This window comes from Exiguobacterium aurantiacum (genome assembly GCF_024362205.1).
Classification (GTDB): Bacteria; Bacillota; Bacilli; order Exiguobacteriales; family Exiguobacteriaceae; genus Exiguobacterium; species Exiguobacterium aurantiacum_B.
The window spans coordinates 589,095-613,389 of record NZ_CP101462.1 but is presented as its reverse complement, the minus strand read 5'-3'; the positions used below and the strand labels follow the sequence as shown (position 1 = coordinate 613,389).

The 24,295-nt window shown below is 51.4% G+C and carries 20 protein-coding genes; 2 read left to right on the top strand and 18 right to left on the bottom strand.

Features of this window, described 5'->3' with window-relative positions; genetic code table 11:
- Positions 1–2 precede the first annotated feature (2 nt).
- The 16 genes from NMQ00_RS03300 to NMQ00_RS03225 all read right to left on the bottom strand — a co-directional run bounded on the left by NMQ00_RS03300 (position 3) and on the right by NMQ00_RS03225 (position 20,066).
- Positions 3–1,517, bottom strand: a complete 1,515-nt coding sequence (locus tag NMQ00_RS03300) for a UDP-glucose--hexose-1-phosphate uridylyltransferase (protein WP_255177916.1) — start codon at positions 1,515–1,517, stop codon at positions 3–5.
- Entirely contained in the window at positions 1,514–2,521 is a 1,008-nt protein-coding gene (gene galE, locus NMQ00_RS03295; protein WP_255177915.1) for a UDP-glucose 4-epimerase GalE, read from the bottom strand. Before galE ends, NMQ00_RS03300 begins: the two co-directional genes overlap by 4 nt.
- Entirely contained in the window at positions 2,518–3,702 is a 1,185-nt protein-coding gene (locus NMQ00_RS03290) for a galactokinase (protein ID WP_255177914.1), read from the bottom strand. Before NMQ00_RS03290 ends, galE begins: the two co-directional genes overlap by 4 nt.
- Positions 3,703–3,724: 22 nt before the next feature.
- A complete protein-coding gene (locus NMQ00_RS03285) occupies positions 3,725–5,791 on the bottom strand; it encodes an alpha-galactosidase (protein WP_255177913.1) in 2,067 nt (688 codons plus the stop codon).
- Positions 5,788–7,776: a beta-galactosidase gene (locus tag NMQ00_RS03280; protein ID WP_255177912.1), complete on the bottom strand. Its 1,989-nt coding sequence runs from the start codon at positions 7,774–7,776 to the stop codon at positions 5,788–5,790. The genes NMQ00_RS03285 and NMQ00_RS03280 overlap by 4 nt, the downstream gene beginning before the upstream one ends.
- An 18-nt stretch (positions 7,777–7,794) precedes the next feature.
- Entirely contained in the window at positions 7,795–8,580 is a 786-nt protein-coding gene (locus NMQ00_RS03275; RefSeq protein ID WP_255177911.1) for a carbohydrate ABC transporter permease, read from the bottom strand.
- 12 nt (positions 8,581–8,592) lie between these two features.
- Positions 8,593–9,546 (bottom strand): carbohydrate ABC transporter permease, encoded by a 954-nt coding sequence (locus NMQ00_RS03270; RefSeq protein ID WP_214824840.1) that lies wholly within the window; start codon positions 9,544–9,546, stop codon positions 8,593–8,595.
- A 66-nt stretch (positions 9,547–9,612) separates the two neighbouring features.
- Positions 9,613–10,914: an ABC transporter substrate-binding protein gene (locus NMQ00_RS03265; protein WP_255177910.1), complete on the bottom strand. Its 1,302-nt coding sequence runs from the start codon at positions 10,912–10,914 to the stop codon at positions 9,613–9,615.
- 20 nt (positions 10,915–10,934) lie between these two features.
- Positions 10,935–11,381 carry a hypothetical protein gene (locus tag NMQ00_RS03260; RefSeq protein WP_255177909.1) on the bottom strand — a complete coding sequence of 149 codons (447 nt, stop codon included), beginning with the start codon at positions 11,379–11,381 and terminating at the stop codon, positions 10,935–10,937.
- 168 nt (positions 11,382–11,549) lie between these two features.
- Positions 11,550–12,701 carry an ROK family transcriptional regulator gene (locus NMQ00_RS03255; RefSeq protein WP_255177908.1) on the bottom strand — a complete coding sequence of 384 codons (1,152 nt, stop codon included), beginning with the start codon at positions 12,699–12,701 and terminating at the stop codon, positions 11,550–11,552.
- A 282-nt stretch (positions 12,702–12,983) separates the two neighbouring features.
- The gene (locus NMQ00_RS03250) at positions 12,984–13,877 is read right to left on the bottom strand and encodes a transforming acidic coiled-coil-containing protein (RefSeq protein WP_255177907.1); all 894 of its coding nucleotides are present in this window, start codon (positions 13,875–13,877) and stop codon (positions 12,984–12,986) included.
- A gap of 210 nt (positions 13,878–14,087) precedes the next feature.
- Entirely contained in the window at positions 14,088–14,810 is a 723-nt protein-coding gene (locus tag NMQ00_RS03245; protein WP_255177906.1) for an immunoglobulin-like domain-containing protein, read from the bottom strand.
- Between the two features lie 91 nt (positions 14,811–14,901).
- Entirely contained in the window at positions 14,902–15,618 is a 717-nt protein-coding gene (istB, locus tag NMQ00_RS03240; RefSeq protein ID WP_147538924.1) for an IS21-like element helper ATPase IstB, read from the bottom strand.
- Positions 15,615–17,042 carry an IS21 family transposase gene (gene istA / locus NMQ00_RS03235; RefSeq protein WP_255178668.1) on the bottom strand — a complete coding sequence of 476 codons (1,428 nt, stop codon included), beginning with the start codon at positions 17,040–17,042 and terminating at the stop codon, positions 15,615–15,617. Before istA ends, istB begins: the two co-directional genes overlap by 4 nt.
- Positions 17,043–17,132: 90 nt before the next feature.
- On the bottom strand, positions 17,133–19,007 hold the full coding sequence (locus NMQ00_RS03230; RefSeq protein WP_255177905.1) for a S8 family serine peptidase: 1,875 nt from the start codon (positions 19,005–19,007) through the stop codon (positions 17,133–17,135).
- 192 nt (positions 19,008–19,199) lie between these two features.
- Entirely contained in the window at positions 19,200–20,066 is an 867-nt protein-coding gene (locus NMQ00_RS03225; RefSeq protein ID WP_255177904.1) for an NAD-dependent epimerase/dehydratase family protein, read from the bottom strand.
- Positions 20,067–20,334: 268 nt separating this feature from the next.
- On the opposite strand from NMQ00_RS03225, the gene NMQ00_RS03220 reads away from it, so the two are divergent.
- Both NMQ00_RS03220 and NMQ00_RS03215 read left to right on the top strand, forming a co-directional pair.
- Entirely contained in the window at positions 20,335–20,787 is a 453-nt protein-coding gene (locus tag NMQ00_RS03220) for a sigma factor (protein WP_255177903.1), read from the top strand.
- 5 nt (positions 20,788–20,792) lie between these two features.
- Entirely contained in the window at positions 20,793–21,668 is an 876-nt protein-coding gene (locus NMQ00_RS03215; RefSeq protein ID WP_255177902.1) for a tyrosine-type recombinase/integrase, read from the top strand.
- A gap of 43 nt (positions 21,669–21,711) precedes the next feature.
- Here NMQ00_RS03215 and NMQ00_RS03210 read toward each other — a convergent pair whose 3' ends face one another.
- Complete coding sequence (locus tag NMQ00_RS03210; RefSeq protein WP_255177901.1) at positions 21,712–22,878, bottom strand: nucleotide sugar dehydrogenase; 1,167 nt, start codon at positions 22,876–22,878, stop codon at positions 21,712–21,714.
- 1 nt (position 22,879) lies between these two features.
- Positions 22,880–24,295, bottom strand: a complete 1,416-nt coding sequence (locus NMQ00_RS03205) for a lipopolysaccharide biosynthesis protein (protein WP_255177900.1) — start codon at positions 24,293–24,295, stop codon at positions 22,880–22,882.

Genomic DNA, 24,295 nt, shown 5'->3' with positions numbered 1-24,295 from the left:
GTTTACCTGTTCATTCCCGTAGTCGTCGCCCCGTACTCCACTTTATCGACGTGGCTGAGAAACGAAGCCATGAATGCGGTGAAACGTTCCTGTCCTTCCACCGTCTGTTTGAACACGCCCGCGTCCTCGAGCCCTTTGACGAACTTGTCAACGACAGCCTGGTCGACGATCGTCTTCGCGTCACCTGGCTTCGCCTTCAGTTCTTCGGCCCAAGCGCGATGCATGTCCGCGACGTCGACGTCTTCACCGGCCACATAGCGGACGACTTGTTCGAGTTCGGTCTTCAGTCGGGCCGGCAACACGGCGAGTCCCATCACTTCGATCAGCCCGATGTTCTCGCGCTTGATGTGATGGACGTCGGCGTGCGGATGGAAGATCCCATCAGGATGCTCATCGCTCGTCCGATTGTTGCGGAGGACGAGGTCTAATTCATAGCGGCCGTCGCGGCGGCGCGCAATCGGCGTCACCGTATTGTGACGGGTCTCACCCGAATATGGGACAATGTCACCGTCGGCATACTCGCGCCAATGGCCGAGCAACTGATTCGCCAACATGACGAGCTGCTCTTTCTGACGGGAGCGGAGCCGGACGATCGAGAGCGGCCAATAGAGCGTCTCGATTTCGACTTGGTCGTAACGGTCCGAGCGATACGTCGAGACGACCTTGGCGTCGTCCATCGCAAACCGGTAGCGGCCGGCCTGGTAATGGTCGTGCGTCAAAATCGATCCACCGACGATTGGCAAGTCCGCGTTCGACCCGGCGAAGTAATGCGGGAACTGCGACACGAAATCGAGCAGACGCTCGAACGCACCCCGGTCGATGACCATGTCGCGTACTTCGTTCGACAACAAAATCGAGTGCTCGTTGTAGTAGAGGTACGGCGAATATTGGAACGACCATGCCTGTCCGCCGAGCGTGAGCGGGATGATGCGGTGATTGGCTCGGGCCGGATGTTTCAAGTGACCGCCGTAACCTTCATTCTCAATCGCGAGCAGCCCTTTCGGATAGTTCGTCTCCGGCGTCGGTTGCAGACGAGCGAGCGCAATCTCACGCGGATCCTTCTCCGGCTTCGACAGGTTGATGGTGATGTCGAGCGTGCCGTAGCGCGTCGGTGCCTGGTACGTGATGTTGTTGGCGATCCGTTTCGTCTGGATATAGTTCGACGCCTGACTCATCTTATAGAAGAAAGCCGTCGCCGCTTCAACATCGGTAGTTCGAAGCGCGTTGAACGTGCGCGTCACCTCGGACGGTTTCGAGACGAACACGTCCATGACCTCGGCCATGAAGCGGTCCTTCTCTTCCAATAAATCGTCGACGAACCCGCGTTCGACCGCATGCTCCGTCAACGTCTCGAGCAGGTTCGGAATCGAATCGTGCGGGACGAACGTCGGTTTCGTGAAATCGAGTTGATTGATTCGGGCGAGGACACGGTTCCGCGAGTAGATGCGATCCTGCTCGGTGATCAGTTCCTCGCGGATCGCTGCCTCGACGAGCGCTTCAATCGTAGATTCGATCATCGTCTCACCCCTTCGACATGTTTATAACCTTCCGGATGATGCTTGTGCCAGTTCCAGGCGTCGGCGAGGATGATATCGACCGTCGACCGTAATGGTGTCCAGCCGAGCACTTGTTTCGCCTTGTCCGGTGACGCGATCAATATCGCCGGGTCACCGGCACGACGGACGCCCATCTGCACCGGGATGGCATGTCCCGTCACGCGACGGGCCGCCTCGATGATTTCGAGCACCGATAGTCCTGTCTCCGTGCCGAGATTGAAAACGTCGCTCGCACCGCCCTCTTTCAAATAGTCGAGTGCGCGCACGTGGGCGTCGACGAGGTCTTGCACGTGGATGTAATCGCGGATGCACGTCCCGTCCGGCGTCTGGTAATCGTCGCCGAACACGGTGATGGCGTCCCGCTTCCCGTTCGCCACTTCGAGCACGAGCGGAATCAAGTGCGTCTCTGGCATATGGTCCTCACCGATCTCACCGGTCGGGTCAGCACCGGCGACGTTGAAGTAACGGAGCGCCACGAAACGGATGCCGAAGGCGCGGTCGCACCATTTCATCATCGTCTCCATCGCGAGTTTCGTCGCCCCGTACGTGTTCGTCGGGTTCGTCGCGGCCGTCTCTCGGATCGGCATCTCGTCCTGGTCGCCATATGTCGCGGCCGTCGAGGAGAAGACGATTCGCGTCACGCCATGTTTCCGCATCGTCTCGAGCAACACTTGTGTCCCAAAGACGTTGTTGTCGTAATACTTCAACGGCTCATCCATCGACTCACCGACGAGCGAGTTGGCGGCGAAATGGAGCACCTCGGTGATCGACTCGTTCGCGAACGTCTGATCCATGAAGGCGCGGTCGCGGATATCCCCTTTAAATAAACGGACCTGTTCCGGAACCGATTCGATATGCCCGGTCTGCAGGTTGTCGATCACGATGACGTTTTCCCCGCGCGCAAGCAAGGCGCGGACTGCATGGGAGCCGATATAACCGGCCCCTCCGACGACGAGTACACTCATTTCACTTCCTCCTCTACGAGTTCACGCGCGCCGTCTCCGACGGACGCGATATAAAATGTCGGCGCGTAGCCGATCTCTGCTTCATACACGGTCGACACCGTCTGCATGACTGCTTCCGTCGCCGTCTTGTCGACGATGGCGATGGCACAGCCGCCGAAGCCGGCGCCTGTCATCCGGCTGCCGATGACGCCGTCGCAACTTTGCGTCGTGGCGACGAGCGTGTCGAGCTCACGGCCCGTCACTTCGTAATCATGCTTCAGTGACGCGTGCGAGTCGTTCATCAGTTGACCGAACGTGTCGAGCCGTCCATCCTCTAGCGCGGTGAAGGCGAGCTTCGTCCGCTCGTTCTCCGAGATGGCATGACGGGCCCGTTTCCGGAGCGTCTCCGGGAACTCGTCCGCCACCGTCTCGAACGTCTCGACCGATAATTGCCCGAGCGAGGCGACATCGAAGTGTTGTTGCAGCAAGCCGAGCGCCGTATCGCACTCGGTGCGGCGTTCGTTATATTTCGAATCGGCCAGTTCGCGACGCTTGTTCGTGTTCATAATCAAAATGTCATAGCCGTCGAGCTTGATCGGCGCATAGTCGTGATGGAGCGTGTCGCAGTCGAGCAGGATGGCGTGGTCCGCCTTGCCCATGCCGATGGCGAACTGGTCCATGATGCCGGAGTTGACGCCGATGAAGTCGTTCTCGACGCGTTGTCCGAGATGGACGAGGTCAATCCGTTCGAGACCGAGTCCGTACACCTCATTGATCATGAGCGCCGTCACGAGTTCGAGCGAGGCCGACGATGACAGTCCGGCGCCGTTCGGGATATTGCCTGCGAGGAGGAAATCGAACCCTCCGACCGCATACCCATCCGCGCGCAGGAGCGCGACGACGCCTTTGACGTAGTTCGCCCAGTCGTGATCCGTCTCATACGTCCCATCCGTCACCGGGAATGAGACGACCCCGACGTCCTCGAAGTTGAGCGAGTAGACGCGGATCAATTCATCCTCACGTTTGCGGACGAGCCCGTACGTGCCGAACGTGATGGCACATGGAAAGACGTGGCCTCCGTTGTAATCGGTGTGTTCGCCGATCAAGTTGATGCGGCCCGGTGCGAAGAAGCTTCGCTCGGGGCTTGCCGAGAACACGGTCTCGAACTGTTCGTTCAGGTGTGCTGAATCAAATGAAAGCATACGACTCCATCCCTTTCTTTGCTCATGCCGGGCGGATGACCAGGCAATACGCGTCATAGTCCTGTTGTTGTGTGAATGTAAGGCCTTGTTCCATCAAATAGCGTCCGCTCACGCGTCGGTCGTCGTAGACGTAGACGCGCTCCGGGTCGAGCCCGGCGAGTTTGACGCGCAATCGGTTCTTACCGTAATGACGACGGTCGGCGTTGACGAGGACGACGTAATCCTCCCCGTGCGTATAACCCATCGCATGTACCCCGTCCGTCTTGAGCGAGGCGAGGCGATAGCTCGTGCCGTGCTGGATGAGCGGACGGATCGCCTTGTACGTTTCGATCCATTTTGCCGACTCATCTAAATCGTCCTGACTCCATTCGAGCAGGTTGCCGCCGATGCCGAGCGTGCCTTGCATCGCGCTGACGAACCTAAACTTGAGCGGGAGCGAGCGGCCGTTCAACCAGTTCGGCGCGTCCGTCACCCAACAGCTCATCATCTTGGCGTTATAGGCGTACGAGAAGCCTTCCTGAATCTCGAGCCGGTCGAGCGCGTCGGTATTGTCGCTCGTCCAGACTTGTTCGACACGCGTCAGCACACCGAGGTCGATTCGACCCCCGCCGCCGGCGCATGACTCGAAAGCGACGTCCGGATGTTTCGCCCGGAGCGTATCTAAGATGCGATAGACGGCTTCCGTATGACGGAGCCACAGCTCTTTCGCGTCACGTAACTGCGGGCTGTCCGGCTCTGAGAAGGCCCGGTTCATGTCCCACTTGATATAGCGGATCGTATGCTTCGACAGCAAATCATCTAATAACCCGGTCACGTGCGCCTCGACTTCCGCCAGCGCCAAGTTCAACACGAACTGGTTGCGCGACGTCGTCGACGGGCGGCCGTTTGTCTGGTAAATCCAATCGGGATGCGCCCGGTAGAGATCTGAATCCGGGTTGACCATCTCCGGTTCGACCCAGAGACCGAACTGGAGGCCTTTATCCTCGATGTAGCGGATGAGCGGCTCGAGCCCGTTCGGGAACTTCGTCGTGTTGACGTGCCAGTCACCGAGACCGGCCGCGTCCGAGTTCCGTTCGCCGAACCAGCCGTCGTCGACGACGAACAGTTCGCAGCCGATTGCGGCCGCCTTATCGACGAGCCGTTTCTGGCCGTCCTCGCTGACGTCGAAATACGTCGCTTCCCATGAGTTATACAAGACAGGGCGGAGCGTCTCGCGCGTCCGTTCCGGCATGATGACGTCGCGCTCGAAATCGTGCGCGTTCCGGCTCATGCCGCCGAAGCCCTGTTGCGTGTAACCGATATAGCCGGTCGGTGTCGTGAACGAATCGCCTGCTTCGAGTCTCTTCGCGAAGTCGAACGAGTTGAGCCCGCCCGTCACTTGCGTGAAGCCGAACTGGTCGCGTTCGAAGTGAATCGCCCAGTTACCAGAGTGACCGAGGAAGCCGTAAATAACCTCACCATTTTCTTCCGTCGCCGATTGGTCGAGGGCGAACCACGGGTTGCTTTGGTGGCTCGTCAAACCGCGGCGGCTCTCGATCGTCTTCTTGCCTGGGAGCAAGTCGCCTTGCTGGAGCTGGAACTCGCTCGTCCACGCCCCTGATAAATGGCTGAGGCGAAGCTTACGTTCCGTCAATCCGAGGCTGAACGACTGCGCGCTCTCGAGCGTCACCGTCTCGCCAGCCTGAAGCGTCATCTTGCGTTCGATGATGTCATACGCCGCATACACCGTGAAGTGCAGCGTCACCGTCAACTGTTGAATCGAATCGAACAGGTCAATCTCGAGCGTGTCGCCATCGATGCGGGCATCCTGGAACGTGAAGGCGTGCAGCCGTTCACGCTTTGTATGGCTTTTCAACGTCGGTTCCGTATAGACGAGGTCGCCGAACGAGGCGAACTCGTACGCGGCGACGCCTTCTGGTGTCTCGAACGACGAGTGCAGGATGCGTGCGTCCGGCAGCTCGGCGTAATCGGCTTCATGGAGCCGACCCCCGAGGTATTGATGGACGAGTCGTCCGCGAGCGTCGACATCGAACACGAAGGCGAGGTTTTTTCCTTCAATCACAAAGCGGTTGTCGAAGCGATAGATCATGCCCCCACCTCCTGCTTCAAGATGACGACATCGAGCGGGTTGAGCTCGAGCTTGCCTGATACCAAATCCCCATCGAGCGTTTGCCAGTCGCCTGACACGTCGACCGTAGACGTCACGTCTGTCGAGTGGTTCATGTAGAAGCGGATGACGTATCCGTCGCCATGGCGGTCGACTTTCTCGACGTCGTCCGGGAGACGGTTCGCATCGATGCCGGCGCGCGTGAGCGCCTCATTGTAAATCGTATCGAGCATCGAATCGTCGACCGATGAGCCGATATACGTCACGTCGCCTTTGTACGTGTGACGCGTGACGGCGGCCGTCCCTTTATAGAACGCCTGCTCATACGTCGCGACCACGTCGGCACCTTTCGGCGTGATCAAGTCGCACCAGGTATTCGCCTCAGAGACATAGTCGCCCAAGCGAACCCGGTTCGACTGCACTGCCTGCAAGCTTTCGTACTCATCGATCTCGATGCCGGCGTATTTCGCGAACTTGCCCGGTAGCGTGTCGAAGTGACAACGGTTGATCGGGTCTTTGACGCCCGTCCGGTACGTGAAGATGACGTGGCCACCGTTCTCGATATAGTCGATGAGCGATGCATCGAACGTATCATTTCCGAGGAAATAGAGCGGCACGACGACGAGTTTGTATTTGTCGAGCGCGTCCCCTGGGAAGACGATGTCCGTGTTGACACCTTGGCGGACGGCCGCTCCGTAGAAACGGACGAACTCTTGCTTGAAGTTGAACGCGTCCGAGTGCGGCTGATGCGTCCACGCCCATAAGTTCTCTTGGTCGTAATAGACAGCGACATCAGCTCGATAGTCGGCGGCGTTAATCATGTCACCATGCGTCGTCAATTCTTTCATGACGCCTTGCACTTCATCGAACTTCCGTTTCGGCTTGCCGTCGTGGTCGATGATGCCGTGGCAGAACTCCTCGGTCCCGAAATGGGCGGCCCGGAAGCGGAAATAGACGATTGCTTCGGCGCCGCGGGCGACGGCCTGATGCGTCCATAGACGGATGTGGCCCGGTCGCGGCAAGTAGCCGATGCGGCTCCAGCCTTGCGCACCGCTGAGCTGCTCCATCACCCAGAAGCCTTTGCCTTGTTTCGATGAGCGGCATAAGTCATGGTCGTGCGCCGTCTTCTCGAACCGGTTCGGCTCCGGCAACCCGCCCCAGACCGGATAGTTGTCGAACGAGACGTAATCGAGATCTTGGGCCATCTGTTGCTGGTTGATCGCCATGTCGCTATAGACGAGGTTATGCGTGATGAACGCGTCGTCATGGATGAGCGGTCGAAGCGTGTCGACTTGGAGCTTGTTGAACGAACGGTACGCGTCCGAACAGAAGCGGTCGAAATCGACGAGGAGCGACGGGTTGTGCTCTTGGAACACGGTACGAGGGACCGGAATCTGACTCCATTCCGAGTATGTATGGCTCCAGAAGACGGTCCCCCAGGCCGCGTTCAACGCGTCGAGCGTCTCATAGCGGTCTTGTAGCCAGGCTTGGAACGCGACTTGGTCGACGTCGCCGTACGAGCGGTCCGATTTCTCGTGACCGTACTCGTTGTCGGTCTGCCAGCCGATGACGGCCGGATGTTTCCCGTAACGCTCCGCCATCTTCCGCGTGATGCGTTCGCAATACTCACGGTATACCGAGCTGTTGACCGTATAGTGGCGGCGGGCGCCGAAACTGATGCGGACCCCGTCCGCCGTCACCGGCAAGATGTCCGGATATTTTTCGATCAACCAGGCCGGTGGCGTCGCCGTCGGCGTGCCGAGGATGACGTCGAAGTCCTTGCCGAACGTGTCGACGACCTCATCCCAAAATGAGAAATCGAACTCGCCGTCGGCCGGCTCCATCATCGTCCACGCGAACTCCGCCATGCGGATCACGTTGACACCAAGCTCTTTCATCAAGCGGACGTCCTCATCCCACAGGGCGCGGTCCGTCTGTTCTGGATAATAATCTACTCCTACATACATTTGATTCACCTCAATCGATTATTTGACCGCTCCCGAAGTCATGCCTTTCTGTAAGAAGCGTTGGAAGAAGATATAGAACACCATCGTCGGCAAGCTGATCAACACGAGCGAGGCGTACAGTTTACCTGGATCACCACCGAGCGCTTCCGTGAAGAACGTCGGGGCCATCGTCACCGTCTGATAGGCCGGGTCCGTCATGAACGTGAGGACCATCAAGTACTCGTTCCATGAGTTGAGGAACGCGTAAATCGTCGCCGTCGCGAGTGCCGGCTTGGCGAGCGGCATCATGATCTTATAGAAGATTTGGAACGTCGTCGCCCCGTCGATATGGGCCGCTTCCATCAACTCGTTCGGCAGCTCGTCGAAGTAGCTCTTGATGAGCATGAGCCCGAACGGGAGGAAGAACGCCACCTCGGCTCCGATCAATCCCCAGTAGCTGTTTAAGCCGTCAAGGTTGCGCAGCGTGAAGAAGAGCGGGACGATGAGCGACGCGACCGGCAACATGAGTCCGGCCAAGACGAGGTTGAAGAGTAACCGTTTCCCCGCGAACTCGAGCTTCGAGAAGCCGAACGCCGCAAAGGCAAGAAACGAGATCGAGATGAGGATCATAAAGAACGCGACGATGAAACTGTTGAAGACAAACTGAGGGAAGTTCGGGTTCTGTAACGTCGCGATATAGTTACTGAAGCCGTTGACCCGTAAACTCTCTTTGAACATGACGAAGATCGGGAACAACCAGACGACCGCCATGAGCGACAAGCCGAGATTGGTGAGCCATCTTCCTTTTTTCGTTTGGATTTCCATGGGTATCCCTCCTCAGTCCATTTTCTTCTGTACGCGTGTCTGGAAGTACGTGATGCTGAGCGCGATAATCAGCAAGATGATGGCGACGGCGCTGGCGTAGCCGACCTCTTGGTGCAACATCGATTTACGGAACAGGTACGTCGAGATGACCTCGGTCGAGTTACCCGGTCCGCCTTGCGTCGAGATCCAGACGATATCGAACGTCTTCAGTCCGCCGATGACCCCGAGGATTGTCAGCGTGAACGTCGTCCCTTTCAAGTTCGGGAACACGACGCTCCAGAGCGTGCGCCAGAAGCCGGCGCCATCGATATTGGCCGCCTCGAACACTTCACGCTCGATGGCGAGCATCGCCATGTAGTACATGATCATCGACGAGCCCGTCCATTGGAAGATGTTGATCAAGATGATGGCGTACAAGGCGACGTCCTGGTCTCCGAGCCAGTTCTGTTCGAACGCACCGAGACCGATCATGCGGAGGAATTCGTTGATATAGCCGAACTGGAAGTCGAAGATTTGTGAGAACGCGGCACCCAATACGACCGGGCTCAACACGACCGGGAAGAAGAACACCGACTTGAAGAACGTGCGGCCGACGCCTTTCGTGTGGAGCAGGTACGCCAAGACGAGCCCGAGCCCGGCTTGAATCGTCACGGTCAAGACGGTGAAGATGCCCGTATTCTTGAGCGCGTTATAAAATTCCGGGTCGCTGAACATACGGCCGAAGTTCTCGAAGCCGATGTACGTCTTCTCGAACGAGATGCCGTCCCACGAGAACAGCGAGTGATAGGCGTTATAGAAGATGCCGTAATAGATGAAGGCGATGACGAACAGGACGGTCGGGGCGACGAACGCCCAGCCGATCAAGTTCTTCTTCAGCTGCGCTTTCTTCTTCGTCGAATCCGGTCGTTGCGGCGGGACCGCCGACAGCTTCGGCTGTTCTTCCGGTAACTCGGTTGCGTGTTGCATAAGGTTCCCTCACTTTCCTATCAAAAAATCGAGCGCCAGTCAGGCTGGCCACTGGCGCTCGTTCGATTATTTACCTTGATCGGCGATGGCTTGGATGCGCGCGAGCGCTTCCTTCGCGTCTTGACCGCCGGCGATGTTTTGAAGCTCTTTGCCGAGCGTGTCGTATACTTTCGGGTCACGGATGCCGCGGCCCGCGACGGCGTTCTTCACCGTCTCGTTCAAGATCTCGTACGACTCGCGTTCCACGTCAGACGTGAACTTGTCCTCGTACGCCACTTCGATGTCCTTGACGGCCGGAGCCATCTCGAACTTCTCCATATAGAGCGCTTGGCCTTCGCCTTGCGTCATGTAGGCGATGAAGGCGGCCGCGCCGTCTTGTTGTTTCGACTCTTTGTTGACGCCGAGCGCCATGTCGATTGAGGCGATGACCGGTTGTTCTGTGCCGCCCGCGAGGTTCGGGAGCGGCACGAAGCCGATCTCGTCTTCGAAGTTGTTCCACTTGTCACGCTTCTCGACCGTCGTCATCGAGTGGGCTTCCCACGAGCCGATGACCCACATCGCCGCTTTTTTGTCGAAGAAGTTGTTCATGCCGTCCATGTATGTTGCGAGGCCCAACGCGCCTTCTTGGAACACTTTGTCTTCGAACAGTTGCTGCCAAAGTTCAGCCGTCTCGACCATCTCTTTGTCCGTCCATTTCGCTTCGCCCTCAAGTACTTTTTGGATGTACCCTGGTGCGACCTGGTGGCTCAAGACGTTGAAGACGTCCGTGCCGACCCAGGCGTCTTTCGCGCCGAGCTGCATCGGGATGACTTTGTCGCCCGAGGCGTTGATCTTGTCAATCGCCGCAATCGTCTCATCATACGTCTTCGGCGGTGTCACGCCGTATTTGTCGAGCATCGTCTTGTTGTACATGAGATACGCCTGGCCTGTGAATCCGACCGGTACCGCCATCTGTTCGCCGTCGACCGTCGTCTGTTCGACGCCGAGCTCGATCAACTTCTCTTTCCAGCCCGCGCCGGCCGCTTTGTCCATGTAATCTTTCGCCGGGACGAGGCGGTCTTTGTATTGCGGGATCATCGGTTCCTTGAGGCCGATGACATCTGGGCCGTCGCCCCCAAGCATGGCGACTTGGAGCTGTTGTTCATAGTCCTCGAGACGTTTGAACTTGACGACGTAGTCGTCTTGCGACTCGTTGAACGCCTTGGCCATGGCTTCCCCGACTTCTGGTTGTGGCGCCCAGCCCCACCAGTTGATGACCGGCTTGCCGTCTTCTGTCGTCGCGGCCGCCTCTTCCTTGCCGCCGCAAGCGGCGAGCAGTGATGACAAGACGAGTACCGATGATGCGAGTGCGATTGTCGTTTTCTTCATGTCCAATTCTCCTTTGAATGTTATGCGACCAGCTTGAGGCAAAGCTCCCGAATCAAGTGGTCTGGCATCGGTTGATCCCCGAGCCGGGTGAGTGTGTACGCAATCAGTTCCAAATCAAACTGCCAATGGTCGTCTATGTACGATCCGACGACGTATAGGTCGGCCCCGAACGGTAGCGCGTCCTGTTGCTTCAACCGCCATAGAAGCATCTCGAACAGTCCGTCGAAGTCGTTCGTGCGGGCCCCGTTCAAGTCTGAGACGCGGAATAGCCGAATGTCACGGGCCTCCTCGTCGTAGAGCCGGAAGATACCGTCCCGTCGTGAACGGGTGACGACGACACCGTCAGCTTTTGAGAACGCTTCCAATTCGTTAAATGACGAACCGTCCCGTGTGAACAGCCGTGTCGCGCCGTAGCGACCGAATATATCGTGAAACTTGTCTTTCAGCAATGGTGTCTCTATGTCCATGTCTACCCCTCCACTTTCCCGTTTGAGAGTGTCACCCCTTACTTAGTAAATTAAATTTATTATCTAACTACAAACAGACTATAGCATATCCTTTTTAGACTTGTAAACGGTTTCATTAAAATTATTTTTCGACACAAAAAAATCGCCCTCGACGTGAGAGCGATTGAATCATTGGATTTCACCGAACACTTGGTTCGTGATGAGGGCGGCCGCACCGAGCGCACCGTGGTTCGCATTCCACGGGACGACACGGATATCGGTCTGGCGAGCATCCATCGTCAGCGCCGTCTGGGCGACCCGCTCCTGGATGTTGGCGACGACATTCGGTGCGTAGTTGAAGAGCGGCCCCCCGAGTAGGATCCGGTTCGGGTTGAGCAGGTGGATCATGTTGAGCGTCGCGATGCCGATATACTCCCCGGCCCGCTCATATAACTGCTGAATATCGGCGTTCGTCTCGACCGCGTCGCGCAAATCGTTCAGATTGAGCTCATGGTTCAGCTGTCGAGCTTCGTTCAAGATGGCCCGTTCCCCAGCGACCGCCTCGAGGCAGCCGCGGTTGCCGCACGAACAGATCGGTCCGTCGAGCATGATGCGCATATGCCCGATCTCCCCGGCGATATGGTGCTCCCCGTCAATCAGTTCGCCGCCGTGGACGTAGGCACCGCCGATACCGTAACCGGCGTAGACGTAAAAGAATTCATCGATGCCGATCGCCTCGCCGAAATAGAGTTCGCCTAAGGCGAGCGTCCGCACGTCGTTCTCGACGAAGACGTTTTGATTCAGGCGCTGTTCGAGTTCTTGTTTGAGCGGGATGTCATGCAAGTGGAAACGCGGCGCGAACAAGACAATCCCCTTCCCCGCCTCGACCATCCCGTGGACGGACACGCCGAGCCCGATGACATCGCCTTGGGCCTTGCCGGCCAGTTCTATGTAGAGCGTCACGATGGCCTCGATGAACTCCTCGTTCGTATCGAAGCGCTCGTCATGCCACGCCTCGCCTAACATCTCCCCATGGATGTTCGTGACGACGCCGTGCAAACGCCGCTGCGTCGCGTCGATGCCGATGACGAAGCGGTCGCTCGCCGCGAGTTCGAGCATGATCGGCCGTCGTCCCCCGCTCGAGACGCCAAGCTCGCGCTCGTTGATCAGCCCTTCTTCTTTCAGTTCGTTGACGATGTTCGAGATCGTCGGCTTCGTCAAACTCGTCGCCTTGGCGAGCTCGACCCGGGACACCGGCTGATGGAGCCGGATGAGCCGGAGGATGAGCGAGCGGTTATACGTCCGCATCCATTTCGAGTTCCGTGGTGTCGTCTTCCCCATAACTGTTCCACCCATTTCTTTGCTTTTTTCTTAGTATAGCATGTCCCGGAAAAGCTCAACCGAATTCATATAAACCAATGTTAGGTCACCACTCAGTTATATCCCGACAAGAAATCGTTGTATCAATATCATTTTCCGATTAATCGTTAGGACAAATTCAATAAGAATTTGACAGCCATACATTCTACAATGACAAATAGACCGCTTGGCGCAACAATTTACGTCGAGCGGTCTATTTGCCATCATTCTATCGATTTATACTTTAACTCTATGCCAAGAACATTATTTAGAAAGGATCGGATTCAACAATGTTGCTGATTTCTGATTGTCTATCCCTTCAACCATAAATTTGATTCCGTTTACCTTACTAACATTTAGCTTGATATGAATCGGATCTTCGACGTAGTTCAACTCATGCTCAGCTAAAACTTTATTTGTTTTCGCATCGATGACTTTAAAGATCATTCCTGTTCCATTGTCACCTTCTAACTTTAATTGTTCTGCATAAGGAATTGGCGTTACCATCACATCGGCTTCAAACGTGGTGAAACGTTCGTTCAAGTAATATAAAGCAGAGGATTCCATAGAGAACGAATCAAAGATAATGTTACTGACGACCGTCTTTCCTTTTGCTTCTATCGTTCGATTATAAAGAATATTAGAAAACGTCGATTTCTCGTGTTTTAACTTAGACAAACTCACTCCATTTTTTGGAATACCGAGACCAAAAGATTTAGATGAGGATTGTAATGGCAAATTATTTAACTTAGCAGCTAAGTCGAGTGGGATGTATGGCGTGTTCTTTAACACTAGAAGAGATGGTGTAGACTTGTATTTCTTGTCTACGACATTTCCATTCCACGTTAATTGTTTATTTGTTTCAAGTAATTGATAACCTTGCGATAATTTTGTGACTTTTCCCTTTAAGAGCTTATTTTCTTTTAAAAGGGATTGATGATTTTTTTCAAGCTTCGAATATTTACTCTTTAAACTATTGTGGCTAGAATACAGACTAGTTTTTTGCTTCTTCAACGAGTTCACTTGTTTTTGCAAAGCAGCTTTCTCTTTTTTTAACTTATTGATTTGATCTTTACTAGAAGATGCTTCAATTGGATGTACGAACGCAGTCATACCAATTAATGCAACTAACGCAGTCAGCGTCATTTTATTCCGCATCATGATTCCTCCCTATATTTAAACTCTCATCAGTATACAAAGCTTCGTCTAATCGAAGAGACCGTTTTTCTGCAATATGGGAACTGTTTTTTGAAAATCGACGAACAATCATCTGACACGATTCGACAACCAGTCCCCTGATGTCTGTATACTCAAAAACGACTCGGCCCCGAAGCGTCGGGTCCAAGTCGTCGAAAAAAAATCATGTTCTTATTTGACAGTAATCTTTACTTTTACAATGGCACTGTTACCAGCTTTATCTTTGACCGTATACGTCAATGGATAGACACCTTTCCGTTGCGTGTTCACTTTGCCGGTAACTTTGACCGACTTCGTCAACGTACCATCCACGTTGTCCTTCGCCGTCACGCCTGTTAACGGTTTAAAGTTCGATTTGAATTTGATCGTCTTCGACTTCGCACCAGAAATGACAGGCTTGAGGTGGTCTTTAACCACGATTTTTCGAACGGCTGTCGTGGTATTGCCTGACTTATCCGTGACGCTGTACGTCAGGTTGTACGATCCAACTTTTTTGACGTTGACCGTTCCTGACACTTTGATGATCTTCGTTAGATTGCCATTAATGTTGTCTGTCGCCGTGATTCCTGCCTTGGCGTCGAATCGGCTGTTCCAAAGGATGGTCTTCGCTTTGACGCCTGTTAGGACCGGCTTGACCGTGTCTTTCACCGTAATCCGACGCACCGCTTTCCCTTCATTGCCGGCGCGGTCTTTCACCGTGTACGTGAGGACGTACACACCTGGCTTCTTGACATCGACCGCCCCAGACACGGCAACATTCGCTGTCAAATCGCCATCCGTTCCATCTATCGCACTCAGCCCTCGTCTCACATCAAACGCCCGCCCTGCCTCTACAATCACATTCGACACGCCAGAAATGACCGGTGCCGTCTTATCAGTGACGCGTACGGACAATGGTTGACTCGTATTGCCGGCTCCGTTGTATTTTGCAATACAAATGTGCACAATAATGCAACGAAAAGTACAGAACTTTGCCAGCTGGGTTTTAGTGTTTCGACAACGCATGCGTGACACGATAACTGTCACCTGTGAAATTTAATATGTGAGCGTGATGGATGACGCGATCGACGAGTGCCGCCGTTAGGCGCGCGTCGCCAAAGATGCGATTCCACTGGCTGAACTCAAGGTTGGACGTGATGATCAAGCTCTTTCGCTCATACCAGTCAGTGATGAGATGGAACAGGAGTTCCGCAGATTCTTTTGTGAGAGGGATGTATCCCATCTCGTCCAAAATGATCAGGTCTGCCGATTCGAGACGTGAATGGAAGCTGCTCAGCTTCCCATCCCTCCAGGCCTTGTTAAGTTGCTCTACGAGCTCGGAGACCCGGAAGAACCTCACCTCATAACCTTTGTGACAAGCTTCTCTCCCGAGTCCGATGGCCAAATGGGTCTTTCCCGTCCCCGGGGACCCTGTCAGAACGACGTTCTGTGAATGCTCGACGAAATTCAATGAGGTCAGTTCGTCCTTATCCAAATGCTTCGGGAAATAGATGTGATTGCCCCAGTGATAATCGTCGAGTGACTTGTTGTTGATGAATTTAGCCTTTTTGATTAACCGTTGCGCTTTCGCTTCCTCGCGGAGGCGCATTTCCATCGAGAAAAGCTCCGTGAGAAACTTTTCAGGGGATTCCGTTGGAATCGATTCATAGATTTCAGCGACATAGGCAAGGCGGAGCGATTTGCACATTTCTTTTAGGCTCATACTGCACCACCTTCTCCCCAAGGCCGATTCAGGCTATCGTACTTGCTCCAATCCACATCATAAGGATGGTCCTCAACCACGGCTGGATCGTCGTCCTCGCTCAGTAGCTCGTATAGGCGTTCATTGATCTCGAGGATTGGATAGAGTGCGAGCTTGGCTCGGATCCAGGCCAGTCTTTCCTGCCGAACGAGTAAGTTGGGTACGCCCAGGTATTCTTTGATTCTACCCGGCAGATATTCGGAATAACGGGAGTGCCCGAAGCTTCTCGGCTTCTTGTGCCAAGTGCTGATGATGTTTTCCCATGGGAGCGCACGCTTTGTCATCATGTAGGGACGTTTTTCTTCGTAAAGGATTTCTCCGTGAAGTGAGAGAATCTTCATCGAATCCCACCTTAAGATGGCGCGTACTTGCCCATGACGAGCCCCTGAAGGGATCAAGACTTTCGTCTTATCGATCGTTATTTCGCCGTACTTGTTCACCTTGAACAGTTCTTCCTTGAAGACGGGGAAGTCTTCTTGAGGTAATCGCAATAGATGTCTCTGCTCTTTTTCGAACAGCTCACGGATCAGCACATGCTTTTCGTAATGGACTCGCTCCATGTCGTCCCGTAGGGAAACTGCGAGCTGTCGGTTCATCGAATCGTAATCATGCATGACAGGGGCCGGGACAAGAAAGTTGTATCGAACGTATCCGACCTTGTTCTCGACACTTCCTTTCTCGTTCCCGCTGTAAGGATTACAGCTTTGGACTTGGAATCCATAATGAGCCATGAACTGCATGAAAGCATCGGTATAGATCGCCTCTTCCCTCGTCGTTCGCGGTTGGATGACTGCCGCGGGGAGATTATCAATTCGGAGTTGTTGCGGCACACCGCCGATTTCTTCAAAAAGCATTTTGAGTCCCGTCAGGAAGCACTCTTGGTTTTCTGCGGGGAGGGCGACGGCTGCCGTACGGTTGCTGAAGGGCAGACTCATGACGAGGCACTTCATATCGACCGCATGACTATCTTTGACGACTTCCATCGTCCCGAAATCCACCTGCGCCTCACCCGGAGGGTGCTGCAGTCGTTCATGCCTTGTGTCGTTTTCCTCTTCGCTTGTCATATGCCAGTTCTTGATGAAATTGCACACCGTTCGATAAGAGCCCTCGAATCCGTTCGCCACCAGCGTTTCATAAATCTTTTTATTCGTTCGTCTCAACTTTTTCTGAAGCATCTGATCCTCTGTCAACCAATCTTCGACCATCTCGCCCCATTTCGTTCCGTACATCATGCCCCTCTTGGGGCGAATGGTTTCGCTTGGCAATTGAGCTGAATCCGCGTATTTTTTTACCGTCCTCCAATTGAGGTCTAGATTTTTAGCGATTCGATTGATTGAATGTGATTTGTGGTTTCTAAGAAATTTGATACAATTGATATCGGACATTGCTAGCATTCCTTCCATCTCCTAACGTTCTTGTTTCGCAACTTAAACGTTAGGGTGAGATTATGGTTGCTGGCAAGTCCTTTTTCTTTTCTAAAATAGGAGTGCAGAGTTGTGTACGTTTCCGTTGCACACTTCTGCACTCCTATTTTGCACTACACATCCGTCAACGGCAGTCACTGTCAACACGTTACCGACGGCTTGTTTGACGATCGAGATTTGGAACGTCCCGTCTGCTTGGACCGTTCCTGTGCCGACTTCGCGCGCACCTTGTTTGATTTGAATCCGGGCGTTCGCTTCCGCGGTACCGGACACCTTGACCGTTTGATCACTCACTTCCTGTACTGTCGGGATAGACGGCGCCGTCTTGTCGATGACCGTCGTCTCCACAATCGGGCTGACGTTACCAGCAGCGTCCGTGCTCGCGACGCGAAGGACCGTCCCGGCCTTCCGTTTCCCAATCGTCACTGTGTACGTGCCATCTTTGTTCGTCGCAGATTGGCCGAGGAGCGTCGTGCCGGCTTTCACGGTCACTGTGCTCGCGGCCTCCGCTTTTCCGCTCACCGTGCCAACGGCGTCGCTGACCGGGTTCACGCTCGGTTTGATCGGGGCCGTCTTATCAACGACCGTAAACCAGGTTTGCTCGCTGTGGTTCCCATAAGAATCATAATAAATCACGCTCAACGTCGTGCCTGCCTTGTAGCGCGGCGTATTGATTTTAAAGCGGTCTCCGCCGTACAATCCATCCGCTGAACCGATCACCGTCCCCAATGAATCGTGCAAGACCACCGTCCCGTATCCATTTTGTTCCGGGATCGTGCCGGTGACGACATTAGCCGCATCGGAAAACTCATCGATACGGACCGGATCGAGTTGACGAATGTGAAGCGCCTCTTTCGCATTGACACGTCCATAGCCATAGAAGTAATCTCGGCCCGGGCTTCCCAAATCGTCAGCGGTACTCGTCAAGCGTTCCGTGAGCGCATCAACCGACAGACCAGGTTCGGTCGCTTTGATCAACGCGGCGACACCCGCGACGACCGGTGAGGCCATCGATGTCCCGCTCATAGAGCCGTATGAATTGTATGGCGTCGTCGAGACGATCTGGCTTCCCGGTGCCGTGACATCGATGTTCCATCCGTAGTTCGAGAACGAAGACAACGTGTCGTACGAGGTCGTCGACCCGACCGAGATGACGTGATTATACGAGGAAGGGTAATGCGCCTCACTGGTCGCATCATTCCCTGCAGCAGCGATGACGGCGACACCTCGCGCATACGCATAATTGATGGCTTGTTGGAAGGAATAATTGTAGTTATAACTCCCGAGACTCATGTTGATGATGTCAGCCCCTTGGTCGACGGCGCGATAGACGCCTTCAATCACGTCCGATGTATAGGCCGATTCCCCGATAAAGACATCAATCGGCATGATGGCCGCATCGGGCGCCACCCCTACCCCGCCATAGTAGTTATCCATTTGACTGCCCACGATCCCTGCGACGTGAGTCCCGTGTTTCCCGGGCGTCAACGTGTACGCCGAGTCATAGACGGTGTCGTACGGGTTGACGATTTTATCCTTTAAATCCTCATGATTCATATCAATCCCGTTATCCAATACGGCCACGGTCACGTTCGTTCCGATCGATCGCTCCCAGGCGGATTCGGATTGGATGTTGCTGTGGTGCGTCTGGGAACTGAAATAGATGTCGCTCGGTGTATACGTCAATGTCATCAAATGATCTTCTTCGACATGGATCACGTGATCCTCTTGCTTCAACTCTTTGATGAAGGCGGCGGTGGACGTCCCCTTTGGCACTTCGAGCGTGAGCGTCGTCTGTTTTTTGACTTGTTTCGACGAGATGATCTCACCGTCGAGGTCACCCGTTTCCGTTCCCTTCACTTTAACGATGACCCGTTTCGGCATCGGTTCGCTTTCGTTCGCTGAAACCGGATTCCCAAAAGACAAAAAAGCTATCCCCATCGTGATTAAAAGCTTTGAAAAATATGTGTTCACTTAAATTCCTCCATCATCATAAAATCAACTAAATATAGTTTATATCAGGAATTTAAGGTTTACCTTTTTCAAATATTTTCTTTTTATAGTCCCTGAATTGATGAAAAGCGTCCTGATTTCACAATAAAATCAGGACGCTTTTCATCAATTCTCATTCTTCTCGGTCGCAACGATACTATCTTTAAAATCACGCACATGGTAATCATGTTCATATGTCGACAACTCTTTCGCATACGCGAAGTCCCCGAACAATTTGTTGATGGTCACGTTACGGTTCACGAGCTGACGGATGACACCGTTGAACAAGCCCAATCTTCTTACACGATTACCGTGGACAGATCCGATAGTCGAGACAAGCTCCGACGTACAGACATACTCTTCGTTTTGAGGGTGGAACGTACCATGGTCTTCACGTAGAATAATCTGTGCCAAAAATTCGGACAAATTATCAATGTGGATCATACTACGCTGATTTTGATAGCTAGGGAAGAACGGGATCTTCTTCGACAGACCAGCCAGCTTGATGTAATTCCCTTTCGACCCTTTCCCATAAATCATCGGCGGACGGATATTCGCGACGAGGAAATCTCGATCCGCTAGCACTTCAAGTTTCTTCTCAGCTTGAAGCTTACTGTTCCCGTAGAAATTCGTTGGCTTCGGCACGGTATCTCGGGTAATCATTTGAGCATTCGAAGCATCCCCGTACACGATCATGCTGCTGAGGAAGATGAACTGTTTTACACCTTCAAGCTTCGCCTTCGTTGCAACCTCGGCCGTCAAATCTGTGTTCACTTTATAGTATAAGTCCTCCATGCTCTTGTCCGTCGAAACGTGAGCGATTCCTGCAGCATGTAAAATCGCATCGTATCCATCGAACGAGATGTTCTTCCATTCTCCGTTTCGCATCCCTACCGTATCGACTTGTACAGAGTTAGTATGATGTGCCTCAATCCATTGTTTGAACGCATTACCGACGTAGCTATTCGCTCCCGTGATTAATACTTTTTTCATGTATAGCCCTCCTCCATAAAACTTAACTATGTATTTTTCTATGATCTATAACTAATTTACTTACCTTGAACGGGGAATAATCGTTGTTCTTTACCTTTTTGGGTGTTGATATCCCTTGCCTCTAAGGCTCCTCTCTTTATCATTGCGTCTTCGAGGAGATAATCCCCTCTATTTCAGTCGCACAAGGCCATTGGTGCATCGGGAAGAACAACGATTATACTCGGTCTTACCTAGGAATCACACCGAGCGCTCAGGAAAGAGCAACTTGATGAACACGATTGACGAACAGATTCGCGAGTGGGAACCGATGATCCATTATGTCGTTCGCCACCTATCCATCCACCCTAACGAACAGGAGGACTGTGCCCAAATCGCCCGGATCGCATTATGGGAAGCATTGAACCGTGGATGTACTTTATCGAAGACGTACTGCTTCCAACGCATCCGGGGAGCGATACTCAACCACCAACAAAAGAATGCACGCCATTTGAAACACGAAGTCGCAGCTGAACGAATTCCAGAGACGTGCATCGAGTCCGAACGCCGATTCCACGACTGGCTCGATGAGAAAAAAATGTTGCTATCGCCTCGCCACTTCGAGCTCCTTTGCCACCTCATCGATGGGACCGAGTCGACACTGCCTTATTCCCCAAGCCGGCTTAGAGCCTATAAGGCAGATGTTCAACGAGAACTTCGAGAGGCCATCCAAATGAAGGAGTGATCAACATGGAAAACATTTTGTTGCAAGATGCAATCGAGCTGTATATGGAAGACTTAATTGTTCGTCGAGAATTGCCAAAGACGACTATTAAAACGTATCGAAACACGTTGCGCCGATTTGAGAATTTCGTTGCCCAACGTAATGTTCTCTATTTGCAGGATGTGAACTACCTCGAACATGCGTTGCCTTACAAACTGTCGCTCCAAGAGAAAAATCTATCGAATTGTACGGTACGTGCTTATATCATGTCCGTACGTTCCCTCTTCACTTTTGCCGTGCAACAAAAATGGGTCGTGGATAATCCGTTCGCCCAAATCATCACGAAAGACGGCGTGCAAAAGAAACCAAACGTCATCACCCGACAGCAGTTAAATCTAGTATTGTATCAGGCTAAAAACGCGACGTTATATGCCATCTATTTAACTGGCGGTGACGCTGGCCTTCGCATCAGCGAAATACTCGATTTAGAAATTTCTCACCTCGACTTTGAGAACAACGTTTTGTATGTCAACAAAGGCAAAGGTGAGAAGCAACGCATCATTCCGATGAGACCCCGTCTAGCAAAAGAGCTCAAAGACTATATCGAAAAAGACCGCCCTAAGTTTCCAGATTCCCCTTACGTATTTCTCATGCCAAGCGGGCGACAAGTACGTGCCAATTATGTCAACGAGGATTTGAAATGCATCTCCGAGAAGTACTTCGACGTGCATTTGACGACCCATATGTTGCGTCATAGTTTTGCCACCTCATGTTATCGGAACGGAGCTAGCCTAATGGTAATCCGTCAATTACTCGGTCATAAACATGTCCAGACGACCGAACGCTATTTGCATGTGACGAATCAAGAAGTTCGAGATGCCGTCGACGACTTAGAAGATTGAAAATATGGCAGCACGGGGATTCGTTCCTCGTGCTGCCATATGATTAGTCACGACTATACAAATCGCGCGTATACACCTTATCTGCTACATCTTCGAGTTCTGGATGCAAGCGGTTTGTGACGATGACGTCAGCTGTCTCTTTGAACGTCTCAAAGTCGTTGATGACAGGTGAATTGTAGAACGATTCTTCTTTTAGAACCGGCTCATAGATGACGACTTCGACACCTTTTGCCTTAATACGCTTCATGATTCCTTGAATCGAAGACGCCCGGAAGTTATCCGAATCCGTCTTCATCGTTAGACGGTAAACACCGACACGCTTCGGATTTTGTTTCAGAATCGACTCTGCCACAAAATCTTTACGTGTGCGGTTCGCGTCAACGATTGCCCCGATGATATTGTTCGGTACATCCTCATAGTTGGCAAGAAGCTGTTTCGTATCTTTCGGCAAGCAGTAACCACCATAACCGAATGATGGATTATTGTAGTGTGAGCCGATGCGTGGATCAAGACCAACCCCTTCAATGATCTGCTTAGAATCAAGACCACGAACTTCAGCATATGTATCGAGTTCGTTAAAGAACGCGACACGCATCGCTAAGTATGTGTTTGAGAACAACTTGATAGCTTCCGCCTCAGTTGAGTCAGTCAACAACACTTCGATATCTTCTTTGATCGCAGCATCTTTTAACAAGTTCGCGAACACTTCAGCGCGCTCCGACTGCTCACCCACGACGATACGTGATGGATAAAGGTTATCATGCAACGCTTGACCTTCACGCAAAAATTCTGGTGAGAAGATGATGTTTTCAGTATCGAATTTTGCTTTGACTTCATCCGTATATCCAACCGGTACAGTCGATTTGATGACCATGATTGCATCCGGATTAATTGCTAAAACCGTTGCGATGACACTCTCAACCGTACGCGTGTTGAAGTAGTTACGCACTGGATCATAATCCGTAGGCGTTGCAATCACAACATATTCGGTATCTTTGAACGCTGTCAGGTTGTCTGTTGTCGCCACTAAATTTAATTTTTTATTTTGTAAGAAGTCTTCAATTTCTGCGTCAACGATTGGAGACTGTTTTGCATTAATCATGTCGACTTTGTCTTTCATGATATCCAGTGCAATCACATCGTTATGTTGCGCAAGCAGAACTGCCATTGAAAGACCGACATAACCAGTACCGGCTACAGCAATTTTCATTTCAATATCTCCTAACTAACTTATCTAATATTTTTTTTAATACGGCTAGAATAAAGAGTATAAATTTTTTGTTGATTTTAATCATTATCATCAATCCTAAAATATATAAAAAGACAGAAAAATATAAAGGAATAGTTAGATAAGTGATAATTGTAATTATAGAAACTGAAATTAAATTTAATATTATACTTTGAAGAGTTTTAGTTTCTTTTTTATAAGCGGATATACTTCTCCATCTAATGAATGACATAGTTAGAAAACCTGCAACCGAAGAAAAACCTACCCCATAAAGTCCGAGAACTGGTATCAACAAAACATTTAGTGTTAATGTCATTCCTGCTCCTATTAAAGATGTATAAAATACTTCTTTAGTATTCTTATTGACTATATAGTTTGTTCCTAAAAAAGAGGACAAGCTTGAGAAGACTACTGCAATAAGTAGAAGCGGAGTGTATTTCCAAGCTTTTATATATTCCTCTCCTAAAGTATAAAATAAAGGTTTTACAATGATAATCAATACTCCTACTAATAAAAATATGAAACTACTGAAATACTGAAACGCAACTAGATTGTACTTCCCACTATCTTTGCTATCTTTATGCTCAATAGCAGATAGTTGCCATGCCTTAAAAAAAATCGAATTAAATACTGCGATTATTCCAGATAGTTTACTTGAGACTGCAAATAAACCATTAAATGATGCACCTAGATAAAATAATATGAGATATCGAGAAGAAGCATTAATTATCCACCACATTAATGAGTTAGGCATCAAAGGAAGACTATAAGATAACATTTGAATAACCATATTCAAATTAAGTACTTTTACTGATAAGTAGCTTCTAATATTAATCCCTCTAAAAAGATGAGCAAGAGAAAATAAATATGAAATTATGTTGGCAATGAAAAAACCGTATAACCCATATTCAAAATAACCAACAAGAAAAATAACTCCCACAAATAACGAGACTGAGTATAGCAAAGAGTTAAGTGCATACAATTTTAATTTTTTTAAACTTCTACAAAAATTCAAGAGATAGATGTAAAACATATTTAAACAGAAAACTAAAAAAACTAAGTAGTAAAGATCAGGAACCCCCATTAATATGCTATATATAACTAAACATAAGCCACTAAAAATAATTCCTAAGAAAATTACAATCGCACCATTACTAAAAACGATTTTTGCATTTTCTCCATCTAAAACAAATCTTAAAGTAGCTTCATATACGCTTAAGGTGATTAATGGGATTAGCAAAGTGATAGTTACTTGAATCAAATCTAATTTTCCATACTCTACGCTAGAAAGATAAAAAGTAAAGAATGGAACAAGGGCGAAAATAAGAAGTTTGCTTCCCAAGTCTCCAATACTTAGAATGAGTGAATCTTTAAATAAACTTTCTGTGCGCGATTTCAT